Below are 11,925 nucleotides of genomic sequence, written 5' to 3'. Positions count from 1 at the left end.
CGCCGCGGCCGGCGCGCTCCAGCTCACGGTGCGTCGCGCAGCGCCGCGGCCACCGATTTCGGCGTGATCCCCTGCCAGGCGGCGAGGGCGCCGGCGTAGGCGACCAGCAGCGCGACGACCGTCGCCGCCAGCCGCGCCGCGGGCGGCAGCGGCCCGGCCAGCCAGCGCGCCGCCGCCGCCGCGCCCATGGCGGCCGCGGCGCACGCGAACACGCCCGCGATCTTGCGCGCGTAGACGGCAGCCGACAGGTCGAGCGCCGCGAGCGCCATCGCCGCGAGCACCGCGAACGCGACCGGGTAGCCGGCGACCCACGCCCACGCCACGGACAGGTAGCCGAGGTCGTCGCCGAACCACGCGGCACCGGCCGCGAACGCCGCGGGCAGTACGACCGACGCGATCGCGTTGTACAGCAGGCTGCGCCCCGGATAGCCCATGCCCTCGAGCAGCGGCGGGATCACGAAGCTGATCGCGCGCAGCGCGCCGACGATCGCGAGCACGCGGACACCGGGGACGGCCGGAAGCCACCGCGCACCCCACAGCGCGCCGATCAGATCGTCGGCCGCCACGACCACGGCGGCGAGGAAGCCGAGCACGACCACGAGGTTGAGCCGCGTGAGCGACAGGAACTGGGCGACGAGCGCGGGCCGGTCGCGGCGCAGCCGCGCGTAGGCCGGAAACGCGACCTGATTGACGATGTGCGCCAGGATGCGGCACGGCTCGAGCACGACGTCGTACGCGAGCCGGTAGTAGCCGGTCGCGATCGGGCCGAACCAGTAGCCGACGACCTGGTAGTCGAGGTTCGTGTAGATGTGAAACAGGATCTGGCTGGCCGACGCGCGCACGCCGAACCAGGCCCACCCGGCCGCGGCGCGCAGGCGCAGGGCGAGCCGCGGCCGCCACGGCTCGCACCACTGGATGCCCACCGCCCAGCCGACCTCGCGCGCCAGCGGCCCGGCGACGAAGCACCAGATCCCGGCGCCGGCCGCGGCAAACCCGACCTTGGCCGCGAACTCGAGCACGTTGGCGATCGCGCGGACGCCGGCGACCTCCTTGAACCGCAGTTGCCGGCGCATCAGCGCCTTCGGGATCTGGTAGGTGTTTTGCCACACGAGCTTGACGCCGTAGGCGGTGAGCAGCGACGCGACCATCGGCTCGCCGTGCAGCGCCGCGAGCGCGGGCGCCCCCGCGAGGCCGAGCGCCGCGAACAGGGCGACCGACATCGCGAGGTTGAGCCAGAACACCGTCGCGATCTTGTCGTCGGTGTGGTCGTCGCGCTGGATCACCGCCGACGCGAGGCCCAGGTCGGCGGCGAGGTCGAGCACCGGGTACAGCGTGATCGCCAGCGCGGCCACGCCGTACTCCCGCGGCGACACCCACAGCGCGAGGATGATCACGTTGGCCAGGATGTCGAGCGCCGACACCCAGCCGGCGGCGAGGCCGATCCACGCGAGGCCGCGGTTGACGTCCGCGCGAATGCGAGGCGGGTCGCTCACCCGCGGTTCCCCCGTGCGCCGGGACCGGCCCCGTGATATGACCCGGCCTCCCGAAGAGGCCACGTCGTGTCCAGCAACGAGCCGATCCTGTTCACTCCCGGTCCGGTGCGCATGCCGCCCTCGGTGGCGCACAATCTCGCCAATCCGCCGTGCAATTACCACCGGCAGGATGCGTTTTGCGCGATGTTCGCCGAGACCGTCGCGCGGCTCAAGGCGCTCGTCGGCCTGCGCGACGGCGCGCCGTACGACGTCGCCCTCGTCACGGCGACCGGCACCGGGACCAACGAGGCCGCGCTGCTGGCGCTCGCGCGGCTCGGCCGCGGCGCGGTCGCGACCAACGGGTTTTTCGGCGCGCGAGCGGCGGCGCAAGCGCGCGCCAACGGCCTCGACTGCGCGATCATCGACCTGCCCGACGACCGCCCGATCGACGCCGGCGCGCTCGCCGCGCGCCTCGACGCCGCCGGCGGCGTGCGCTGGCTGTTTTACGTCAGCCACGAGACGCGCGTCGGCATGGTCAACCCGATGCGCGACATCGGCCAGGTGTGCCGCGAGCGCGGGCTCGCCGTGGGGGTCGACGTCATCTCGAGCGCCTATGCGTACCCGATCGACCTCGAGGCGGCCGGCGCGGCGATCGCGATCGCATCGTCGGCCAAGGCGCTCATGGCCGCACCCGGGATCGGCATCGCGTTCGTCCACCGCGACGCGGCCGATGCGCTGCGCGCGGCGCCGCCGGCGCGCGGCTACTACCTCGATCTGATCGCGGAGTTGGACCGCCAGCGCGCCGACGGCCAGCCGCGGTTCGCGCAACCGGTCGCGCTGCACGCCGCGCTGCACGCCGCGTGCGCGCACCTCGAACAGGTGGGCATCGACGCGCACATGGCCCGGATTCAGCGCCAGCTCGACCGCATTCGCGCGCACCTCGAACGGCTCGGCGCGCCGGCGATGCTCGATCCGCGCTATCGGTCGGGGGTCGTTTTGAACTTCCGGCTGCCGGCGGGCCTCGGCTATCCCGAGCTGTCGCGGCGGCTGCTCGAGGCCGGTTACTTCGTGCTCTACGGTATCCCCGGCGACGACAGCCACTTTCAGGTCAGCACGATCGGCCATCTGGACGACGCGCACGTCGACGGCCTGTGCGACGCGCTGTCGCGCGCGCTGTCGCGGGACGATCGCGCGGCGGCCGGGCGGTGAAGGTTCGACGCCCGGGGCCGGTGGATTTTGAACGGTCCGGGTGCAACTTCGCGTAACCGCACGGGGCTCACCGTGGAACACGAGTTGCTTCCCCGCGGGGCACTTTGGTACAAGCGAGGGACGTGATCCGCCAGTTGGGAGCGCACCGGGGCAAGCGCATCGTGTTCGGGTACGACCGCTATCTGCTCGACGAGCGGCGCGAGTACGTCGACTTGCTGTCGCGGTTCGGGCCGGTGGAGGAGGCCGTCGACGAGCGGGCGCTGCACTACCTCACGTCGGCGCGGGCGGTGTGCGAGCGCGTGCAGGGGGCTGCCGACGCCGTCGGCGTGCTGTGCTGCGGCACCGGGATGGGCATGTCCATCGCGGCCAACAAGTTCCGCGGCATCTACGCCGCGCGCTGCGTGTCGGCCGAGGATGCGGAGATGGCGCGCATCATCAACAACGCCAACGTGCTATGCCTCGCGGCGAGCGCCGGGCTCGCGGTCAACGCGCAGATCATCGATGCGTTCATGCGAACGCCGTTCGAGGGCCGCAAGATCGAGCAGCTCGAGCACCTGTGCGACTTCGAACTCGAGGCGCGGCCGGCGCCGCTGTCGGACGTGCGCGTGCCGGCCGTCGACGACGTCCTGCCGAAGACCGCGTGACCGAGCGCGTGGCTCACGGTGCGCCGGCCCCGGCGCGGCGGCGCGCTGCGCCGCGCATGTTCGGCGTCAAGGACGTCTTTACGACGATCAACATCCTCGGCGGGGTCGCCGCGATGGCCCTGTGCATCGACGGGCGGCCGTACGAGGCAGGCCTCGCGATCCTGTTCGGCTATCTGTTGGGCGACACGCTCGACGGCTGGGTCGCCCGCAAGCTCGGCAGCGCCAATGCGTTCGGCGCGGAGTACGACACGATCGCCGACCACAACGCCCACATCATCGCACCGGCGACGGTCGTCTACACGGTGTACCGGGACGCCGCGTTGTTGCCGGGCGTGTGGGGCCACGTGCTGGCCGGCGCACTGGCGGCGTCGATCGTCGTCGCGGCGTCGGTGCGCCACGCGCGCAACATCGTCCGGCCGGTCAAGTTCGCCGGGATCTGGGCCGGCCTGCCGCGCAGCGTGCTGGGGTTTTTGTCGATCGCCTACGTCAACGCGTCGCTGGCCCCCTACGCGCCCGGGGGCCTGTGGCTCGGCGTCGCGCTGATCCCGATCCTGTGCTGGTCCACCCTGACGTACCTGCCGTTCCCGAACCACCACATCGCGCGCCGGCACCGGACGGCTGCGCGCGTCGCGATCGCGGGCTTCTTCGTCACGACCTTCGGCGCGGTCGTCGTCGCGCCGCGGTTCGTGTTCGACATCCTGTTTTTCTGGATGGCCGGCTACAGCCTCGGCGCGTGGATCGCGCTCACGGCCGAGGAGCGCCGCGCGTTTCGCGAGACGGTGCGATCGGCGCTCGTGGCGACGCCGACGTGACGCGGATCGCCGCGCCGGCGTCGGGCTGGCGGTAGCCGGTGAGCGCCGCTCGCACCTGGCCAAAGGACGTGTCGGCCGCGATCTGCACCGGCAGTCGCCGGCGATCGGCAGAAATCCACACGTGGAACGTGCGGCGGACGGCGCGCGCCGGCGGCCGCCCGGCATCGGCGGCGAGGGTCGCCGTGCCGTCGATGCGCCGGCAATCGAACGCGCCGGCCGGCGTGTCGATGCGTTCGCCGCCGGCCGCGACGACCTCCACGCGGTAGACGTTGCGTCCCGATTGGACGACCAGCGCGCCGCGCGCCGTCTCCGGCGGCTCCCACGCGCGCAGCCGCGCGAGGGCGGTGTGCAGGTCGTCGAACCCGCCGCCGGCGACGGCCCGCTGGCGCCAGGTGTGTTCGCCGTCGCCGGCCACCCGGTCGGCCCCGCGGAACTCGCCGGCGGAGAAGTCGGCGCGGACGCGCCGCCGCTTCCGGCCGATCTCGAGGATCTCCTCGTTGCGCAGCGGCGCGCCGGAGCGCAGGTCGACCGCGGTCGTCAGTTCGTCGCGAACGCGCCGCACGATCGAGACGACGTCGCCGGACTCGGCGGCGCTGTGCACGAACAGGGCGGGCGCGCCGGCCAAGTGGCCCGGGGCGCCCGCCGCGAGCCGCGCGGTGCCGCCGCGGACGCGGCCCCACTGGAGATCCCACGCGAGCTGCTCGCCCGGCAGGTACCACGCGTCGGCGAGCGGTGCGGACGGCGCCGGGCCGCCGCCAATCGGAGCCTCGGGATTCGGAGCGGGGCGGTGGCCGCATGCGCCCGCGATCAGCGCCGCGGCCAACGTGGGGATCGCGCGGGGCACCGGCGCGAAGGTAGCACGGGCCCGCGGCGACGCCAGGCTGCGGCCCGGGGCTACTTGCGCTCGGCGGCCAGCTTCTTGCGCATGCGCGCCAGCAGGCCGTCGAACCCCTCCTTTTGGATGATTCGGTTGAACTGCGCGCGATAGTTTTCGACCAGCCCGACTCCGTCGGTGACGACGTCGACGGCGCGCCACGACGACTCGCCGGCGCCCTCGCGGCGCAGCACGTAGTCGATCCCGATCGACACCGGCCGGCCCTTGCGCTTGGTGCGCACCTCGGTGGACACGACGACGCGGTCGCCCTTGGCCGATTCGCCGGTGTACACGACGCGGTAGTCGAGCCGCGCGCGCAGCCCCTTGACGTAGTTGGCCTCGATCAGTGCGCGGAGAAGTTGCAGGTACTCCTTTTTTTGCGCATCGGTGAGGCTGCCCCAGTGATCGGCGAGCGCCGCGCGGCCGAGTTCGTCGATGTCGAGGAAGCTGCGCAGCCGGTCGACGACCTGCTCGGCGCGCTTTTTCTCGGCGGGGGAACCGGGGGTGACCTTGGCGCGCAACAGCCGGCTCATCGTGTCGTTGGCCGAGCGGACCGCGTCGGTCGCGGAGCCGGCGCGGGCGGCGGGCGCCCGCGCGCACAGGGCGGCGACGACGGCGATGGGGGCGATGACAGCGGCGGATCGAGGCATGGTCGGTCACCCAATGGGATGCGGATTGGACGGGGCAGACGCCGGCGCGATTCACCGCGCGGCTGCGACCGCTACCGTAGCCGCGATCGCGGGCGGAGACGAGCCCGCGCCGCGCAAACCGGGGTGGCGCCCCGCGGCTGGGCCGGGCACGCCGTGGGTCACTTGCCCGCCGGGGCCCCGACGACGGGGGCGCCGGTGGCCCGCTGCAGCTCGAACACGGCCACGTTCCACGCGTGCAGCGCCTCGAGGGTGCGGCCGCGGGCCGTGAAGTACGCCAGGTAGGCGTCCGCGAGGTCTTTGGCGTCGATGGCGCCGACGGCGTCGGACTGCAGCGCCGACGCGAGCCACGCGCGCGCGCTTCGCTCGCCGGCGCGCGCGATGTCGACACGCTCGCCGGCGCGCGCGAGCGCCTCGTACGCCGCCCGCGCCGCGTAGTCGGCCCGCTGGCGCGCCACCTCGGCGAGCCACCGGGCGCGCCGGGCGCGGGCCTCGGCGCGCCGCACGCGGGCCGGCTGCGCGAACGGGTCGATCGCCCAGCGCAGGCCGAGCCCGAGGCCGGCCGACGTCGTGTTGTACGGATCGTTGGCGAACGCCGACGGCGGGTTGTCCACCGAGGTCGCCCGGGCGACCGCGACGCCGCCGATCAGGACCAGGTCGGGGAAGTAGCGGGCGCGCTCGCCGCGCGCGGCGTCCTCGGCCAGCGCGGCGGTCGCCGCCGCCGTCCGTACCTCGGGCTGCGCCGCGCGGGCGCGGGTCGCGGCGGCGTCGGCGTTGCCGGCGTCGAACGCGAGCGCCTCGAGCGGCTCGTCGTCGACGTCCGCGCGCGGGTCGGCCACCAGCGCCCGCAGGCCCGCGAGCGCGACCGCTTCCCGCTCGCGCGCGGTCGCCAGCCGGGTGTCGACCTCCGCGGCGAGCACCTCGAGGCGAAACCGATCCTGGAGCGTCACGTCCGGCGAGCCGGCGGCGAGCTGGTCGTTGACCTTGGCGAGCGCGCCGTCGAGCCGTTCGCGCCCCTCCTCGAGCATCCACCGGGTCTCGCGCGCCAGTTTCACCCCGTAGTACGCCCGCGCCGCGAGGACGGCGACGTCGCCGGCCGCGGCGTCGCCGGCGGCGCGCGCCGCTCCGATGGCGTGGTCGGCCGCGCGCGCCGCGGCGTCGAGCTTGCCGAACGTAAACAGCGGCTGGACGAGCTGGATCTCTGCCCGGCCGAACACGCCGCGAAAGTCGACGCTGGCCTCCTCGGGCGCGGTCTGGGTACACGCCACGTCGAGGCAGCGGATCTCCGGGCTCGGAGCGGCCAACGCCTGCACCTCGACGCGCGGCAGCCGGCGCCCGCGGGCCTCGTCGCGCGCGGCGCGCGCCTCGGCGGCGGCCGCCGCCGCCGCGCGCAGGGCGGGGCCGCGCTGCGCGGCGGCCAACACGCGGGGCAGGTCGTAGCGCACCGGGTCGCCGGCGGCGGGGGCGGCGGCGACCGCAATGCAGACGGCGGCGGCGATCGCGAGGGCGCGGACGTGCATCGCGCCGAGTGTAAACGACGGCCGCGCCCGCGGCGTCAGCCCTGGCCGGCCGTGGCCGCGTCGTCGCCCGCCGGCGCCCCGTCCTGCGCCGGCGCGGGTTCGTCGCCGCCGGGTTGCGCGCCGTCGGGCGCGGCACCGTCGGCCGGCGCCGGTGTCGGCGCCGCCTTGGCCTTCTTCGCCTCGTCCTTGCGGTCGACGCGCCCGTCGAAGTCGTCGTCCCACAGGATGGCGGTGAGGGAGCCGGCGTCGTACTGCTCCCACACGTCCGGCTTGCCGTCGGCGTTCCGGTCGCGCCGCACCGATTCGATCACGCCGTCCTTCGTGTATTTCTCCCAGATGTCCGGCTTGTGGTCGTAGTCGCTGTCGCGCTCGACCAGGTAGACGCGCCCGGTCTTGGCGTCGAAGTAGTGGCGCGCGTCGAACCGGCCGTCGAAGTCGAAGTCGAACTCCTCGGTGAGCTTGTTGCCGTTGGTGTCGTACGTGATGACGTAGTCCTTGCGCCCGTCGTGGTCGAGGTCGACCTGCTTGCAGGTGAGGACATCGAGCGACGTGCCGCCCTCGTCGACGGTCTTGTACAGCTTCCACACGTCCGGCTTGTTGTCGTGGTTCAGGTCGAACGTGGCGACTTTCTTCCCTTCGGTGTCGCACAGGGAGGGATCGACGCGCGGTACGCGAACTTCGCTCGACTCCGACGCCCCCATCTGCTGCGTGTCGCCGCCCGTTTTTGCGCTCTTGCTGCCGCCGCCGCAGCCGCCGGCGACGAACGCCGCCGCGGCCGCTGCGAGCGCGAACCCCACGCGATTTTCCATGGCTGCAAGCCTAACGTCGGCGCGAACACGAGGCAACCCGCCGCGACGTTGACCGTGCACGTATGGCCACGTATGGTACGGTCCGCCATGTCGCGCAAGAAGCTGTCGACCACGGTCTACATCACGCCGGAGCAGAACGCGCGCCTCAAGGAACTGCACGCCCGGACGAAGGTGCCCGTGGCCGAGTACATTCGCCAGGGCATCGACCTGGTGCTCGAGAAGTACGCCCACGTACTGCCGGGGCAGACGGCCATTGCGTTCGAGGATCGGGCCGAGTAGCCTCCCGGCCTCGCCGCGCAACCTCGGCCCGGCCGGGGCACCGCCGCGGCGACCCGCTCCGCGCGCGTTTCCGGTTTGCGTATGCCCCACACGCCCCCTGAGCTGATCCGCAACTTCTCGATCATCGCGCACATCGACCACGGCAAGACGACGCTCGCCGACCGGTTGATGGAGCGATGCGGGGCCGTCAGCGAGCGCGAGCGGTCGGACCAGATGCTCGACCGCATGGACCTCGAGCGGGAGCGGGGGATCACGATCAAGGCCCAGGCGGTGCGCCTGGCGTACACCGCGCGCGACGGGCGGACGTATCAGTTGAACCTGATCGACACGCCCGGCCACGTCGATTTCCACTATGAGGTGTCGCGGTCGCTGGCCGCGTGCGAGGGCGCGCTGCTGGTGGTGGACGCCGCTCAGGGAGTCGAGGCGCAGACGCTCGCGAACGTCTACGTCGCGCTCGACAACGACCTCGAGATCGTCCCCGTACTCAACAAGATCGACCTGCCGGTCGCGCGGCCCGACGAGGTGTGCGAAGAGATCGAGGAGACGATCGGACTCGACGCGACGGATGCGCTGCGGGTGTCGGCCAAGACCGGCGAGGGCGTCGACGAGGTGCTCGAAGCGATCGTGCAGCGCATTCCGCCGCCACCGGCCGACCCGGGGCCGCTGCGCGCGCTGGTGTTCGACTCCTGGTACGATCCGTATCGCGGCGTCGTCGTCCTGTGCCGGGTCGTCTCGGGGCAGATCGAGCGCGGCATGCGCCTGCGGTTTTGGGCATCCGGCAAGGAGTACGAGTGCACGTTCGTCGCCGTCTACACGCCGCACCCGCAGGAGGTCGACTCGCTCGGTACGGGCGAGGTCGGAGTGGTCGCCGCGTCGATCAAGGACATCGCGCACGCGCGCGTCGGCGATACGATCACGGACGCGTCCGCGCCGTGCGCCGAGCCGCTGCCCGGGTTCAAGACGGTCAAGCCGATGGTGTTCGCCGGGTTGTTTCCGAGCGACGCGGCCGACTACGACCAGTTGAAGGAGGCGCTCGGCAAGCTCACGCTCAACGACGCGGCGGTCACGTTCGAGCCGGAGACGTCCGCCGCGCTCGGGTTCGGCTTCCGCTGTGGCTTTCTCGGGTTGCTCCACATGGAGATCATCCAGGAGCGACTCGAACGCGAATACGGACTCGATCTGATCACGACGGCGCCGTCGGTGCGCTATCGGGTCACGCTCAAGGACGGTACGGTGCGCGAGGTGGACAATCCCGCTCACATCCCCGACGTCGGCAAGTTCGAGTCGATCGAAGAGCCGATCATCCGCGCGTCGATCCACCTGCCGCAGGAGTACGTCGGTCCGATCGTCGGCCTGTGCCAGGAGCGCCGGGGCGTGCAAAAAGACATGCACTACCACGCGGCCGGGCGCGTTCAGCTCGTGTACGAGCTGCCGCTGGCGGAGGTCGTGTTCGGCTTCTACGACCGGCTCAAGACCCTGTCGCGCGGTTATGCGTCGCTCGACTACGAACCGGCCGGCTACCAGAAGGCGGATCTCATCCGGCTCGACCTGCTGGTCAACGGCGACAAGGTCGACGCGCTGTCGATCGTGTGCCATCGATCGGTCGCGTACAACCGCGGCCACGAGTTGTGCGTCAAAATGAAGGACGTGATTCCGCGCCAGATGTTCGACGTCGCGATTCAGGCCGCGATCGGCAGCAAGGTCATCGCTCGGGTGACGGTCAAGGCGTTGCGCAAGGACGTGACCGCCAAGTGCTACGGCGGCGACATTTCGCGCAAGCGCAAGCTGCTCGAGAAGCAGAAGAAGGGCAAGCGGCGGATGAAGGCGGTCGGCAACGTCGAGCTGCCGCAGGAGGCGTTCCTCGCGGTGCTAAAGGTGGATTGATCGTGGCGAGCCAGCGCATGGAGCGACGGGTTCGCCGCGAGGCGCGCAAGCTGCTCGCCGAGGCGCGCAAGGCGTTGCGCCGGCACGGCTACCGCGTGCCCGACGGCGTGCGCGACGAGGTGCGCGCGGCGGCCGAGCGACTCGACCGCGCGCTGGCGGCCGGCGACGGCGACCGCATTCGCGACGACCTGTACGCGCTCGATCGCCTCGTCGAGCTGCACTTCAAGGGCGCGCGCAAGTCGGCGCTGCGCGACTACAGCGAGTCGATCGGGATCGCCGTGGTCATCGCGCTGCTGTTGCGCGCGTTCGTCGTCGAGGCGTTCAAGATCCCGTCGGGATCGATGATTCCGACGATGGAGATCGGCGACCACATCTTCGTCAACAAGTTCATCTACGGGCCGCGCATCCCGTTTACGACCACCCGGTTGTTCGACTGGCGCAAACCGAAGCGCGGTGAGGTCGTCGTGTTCATCAACCCGTGCGAGCCCGACAAGGACTTCATCAAGCGGATCGTTGCCGTCGAGGGCGACACGGTCGAGGTGCGCTGCGGGTACCTGTACGTCAACGGGGAGAAGGTCCCGACCGAGTACGTCGACGGTCCGTGCGAATATTGGGACTACTCCGAGGAGACGCGGCGCTGGAGCCGGCTGCGGTGCAGCCACTACCGCGAGAGCCTCGGCGGCCACACGTACACGACGATTCACAGCGAGCTGCGGCCGCGGCTCGTCGCGCGGGCGGAGCGAAACCCGGCGGCCGCCTACAACAGCGTGCTGCGCGACCGCGACTTCCCCGGCAGCCACGTGCCGAGCTGCCGCGATTCCCCGTCGTCCACCGCGAGGCTGGACATGGAGCCGGTCGGCCGCATCGAACCGTCGCCGCAAGCGCCGGACCTCGAGGCTGACGCCTGCGCGCCGACTCGGCACTACGTGGTGCCGGAGGGCTACGTGTTCGTGATGGGCGACAACCGGTCGCACTCGAGCGACTCGCGCGTGTGGGGACCCGTGCCGGTCGACAACATCAAGGGCAACGCGCTGTTCATCTGGTGGTCCGCCAAGCCGTCGGCCCAGGGCGGCGTGTTGTGGGACCGCATCGGCATGCCGGTGGAGTAGCGGCCGCCGGCGCTCGCTCGGCGAGGAGCCCCGCTGGCGGTCGGCGGAGCCGTCGCGCGCGCCGGGGCGGCGGGCGACGGGCGGTCGCGGGCGAGGGGCGGTCGTCGTACGCGGCACGGACCACGCCACGTCCCCGACGCCTGCCGCGTCGCTCCGCCGGGTTCTGGATCCACCCTGCGCCTTCGTCGAGCCTTCCCCGCGCTTCCGCCGGCGTCGCCCGAGGCGCGCCGCGCGCCGCGGCCGCTCCTACTCGTCCCAGCCGGCGTCGGTATCGCGGGGGGCGGGGCGCCGGGCCGGCGCGGGCGCCGGGCCGGCATCGGTCGCCGCGCGGTCGGGCGCGGGGGCCGGGCCCGGTTGGGTCGGCGCGCGGGCGGCGCCGTCGCCGGGATCCGCTGCGGGCGCGCTTTCGGCCGCGGCGGAGGCGTTCGCCGCCGTCGTTGCCGGCGGCTCGGCCGCCGGAGGTTCGCTCGCGGAGGCGGGCGCCGCCGGAGCGTCCGCCCCGGGCGGCTTCGCGGCGGCGCCGGGGACGGAGGGGGCCGACGGGGCCGGCGCGGATTCGGCCGCGGCGGGCTCGGCCTTCGCGGCCGGGGCCTCGGCCTTCGCAGGTTCGGCCGCCGCCGGGGCCTCGGCCTTCGCAGGTTCGGCCGCCGCCGGGGCCTCGGCCTT

The 11,925-nt window shown here is 72.7% G+C and carries 11 protein-coding genes; 5 read left to right on the top strand and 6 right to left on the bottom strand.

The features are described from left to right. Nucleotides 1-23: 23 nt before the first annotated feature. The gene (locus tag D6689_20790) at nucleotides 24-2,573 is read right to left on the bottom strand and encodes a hypothetical protein (GenBank protein RMH37694.1); all 2,550 of its coding nucleotides are present in this window, start codon (nucleotides 2,571-2,573) and stop codon (nucleotides 24-26) included. Nucleotides 2,574-2,941: 368 nt separating this feature from the next. On the opposite strand from D6689_20790, the gene D6689_20785 reads away from it, so the two are divergent. Next, entirely contained in the window at nucleotides 2,942-3,325 is a 384-nt protein-coding gene (locus D6689_20785; protein RMH37709.1) for an RpiB/LacA/LacB family sugar-phosphate isomerase, read from the top strand. Beyond that, nucleotides 3,136-4,137 carry a hypothetical protein gene (locus D6689_20780; GenBank protein ID RMH37693.1) on the top strand — a complete coding sequence of 334 codons (1,002 nt, stop codon included), beginning with the start codon at nucleotides 3,136-3,138 and terminating at the stop codon, nucleotides 4,135-4,137. Before D6689_20785 ends, D6689_20780 begins: the two co-directional genes overlap by 190 nt. On the opposite strand, the gene D6689_20775 is transcribed toward D6689_20780, so the two are convergent. The 4 genes from D6689_20775 to D6689_20760 all read right to left on the bottom strand — a co-directional run bounded on the left by D6689_20775 (nucleotide 4,070) and on the right by D6689_20760 (nucleotide 7,987). Further along, nucleotides 4,070-5,173, bottom strand: coding sequence for a DUF3108 domain-containing protein (locus tag D6689_20775; GenBank protein ID RMH37692.1), 1,104 nt, complete (start codon nucleotides 5,171-5,173; stop codon nucleotides 4,070-4,072). The two genes, D6689_20780 and D6689_20775, sit on opposite strands and share 68 nt — an antisense overlap. Further along, nucleotides 5,032-5,661, bottom strand: a complete 630-nt coding sequence (locus tag D6689_20770) for an ABC transporter substrate-binding protein (GenBank protein ID RMH37691.1) — start codon at nucleotides 5,659-5,661, stop codon at nucleotides 5,032-5,034. Before D6689_20770 ends, D6689_20775 begins: the two co-directional genes overlap by 142 nt. A gap of 158 nt (nucleotides 5,662-5,819) precedes the next feature. After that, nucleotides 5,820-7,178 (bottom strand): TolC family protein, encoded by a 1,359-nt coding sequence (locus tag D6689_20765; protein ID RMH37690.1) that lies wholly within the window; start codon nucleotides 7,176-7,178, stop codon nucleotides 5,820-5,822. A 35-nt stretch (nucleotides 7,179-7,213) separates the two neighbouring features. Beyond that, entirely contained in the window at nucleotides 7,214-7,987 is a 774-nt protein-coding gene (locus D6689_20760) for a hypothetical protein (protein ID RMH37689.1), read from the bottom strand. Between the two features lie 87 nt (nucleotides 7,988-8,074). Between D6689_20760 and D6689_20755 the strand changes: the two genes are divergently transcribed. From D6689_20755 to lepB, 3 genes are all read left to right on the top strand, one after another. Then, nucleotides 8,075-8,266: a ribbon-helix-helix domain-containing protein gene (locus tag D6689_20755; protein RMH37688.1), complete on the top strand. Its 192-nt coding sequence runs from the start codon at nucleotides 8,075-8,077 to the stop codon at nucleotides 8,264-8,266. Between the two features lie 81 nt (nucleotides 8,267-8,347). Continuing rightward, nucleotides 8,348-10,150 (top strand): elongation factor 4, encoded by a 1,803-nt coding sequence (locus D6689_20750; GenBank protein RMH37687.1) that lies wholly within the window; start codon nucleotides 8,348-8,350, stop codon nucleotides 10,148-10,150. A 17-nt stretch (nucleotides 10,151-10,167) separates the two neighbouring features. After that, a complete protein-coding gene (gene lepB, locus D6689_20745; GenBank protein RMH37686.1) occupies nucleotides 10,168-11,259 on the top strand; it encodes a signal peptidase I in 1,092 nt (363 codons plus the stop codon). A gap of 246 nt (nucleotides 11,260-11,505) precedes the next feature. Here the strand turns inward: lepB and D6689_20740 are convergent. Next, on the bottom strand, nucleotides 11,506-11,925 hold a 420-nt coding region (locus D6689_20740; protein ID RMH37685.1), incomplete at its 5' end, for a hypothetical protein.

The organism is Deltaproteobacteria bacterium, from assembly GCA_003696105.1.
Lineage (GTDB): Bacteria > Myxococcota_A > Polyangia > Haliangiales > J016 > J016.
This window is presented reverse-complemented; position numbering and strand designations above follow the sequence as displayed.

Coding starts and splice junctions, on each gene's coding strand:
- D6689_20780 (RMH37693.1), top strand. CDS start 3,136: ATGCCTCGCGGCGAGCGCCGGGCTCGCGGTCAACGCGCAGATCATCGA.
- D6689_20770 (RMH37691.1), bottom strand. CDS start 5,661: ATGCCTCGATCCGCCGCTGTCATCGCCCCCATCGCCGTCGTCGCCGCC.
- D6689_20765 (RMH37690.1), bottom strand. CDS start 7,178: ATGCACGTCCGCGCCCTCGCGATCGCCGCCGCCGTCTGCATTGCGGTC.
- D6689_20760 (RMH37689.1), bottom strand. CDS start 7,987: ATGGAAAATCGCGTGGGGTTCGCGCTCGCAGCGGCCGCGGCGGCGTTC.
- D6689_20755 (RMH37688.1), top strand. CDS start 8,075: ATGTCGCGCAAGAAGCTGTCGACCACGGTCTACATCACGCCGGAGCAG.
- D6689_20750 (RMH37687.1), top strand. CDS start 8,348: ATGCCCCACACGCCCCCTGAGCTGATCCGCAACTTCTCGATCATCGCG.
- lepB (RMH37686.1), top strand. CDS start 10,168: ATGGAGCGACGGGTTCGCCGCGAGGCGCGCAAGCTGCTCGCCGAGGCG.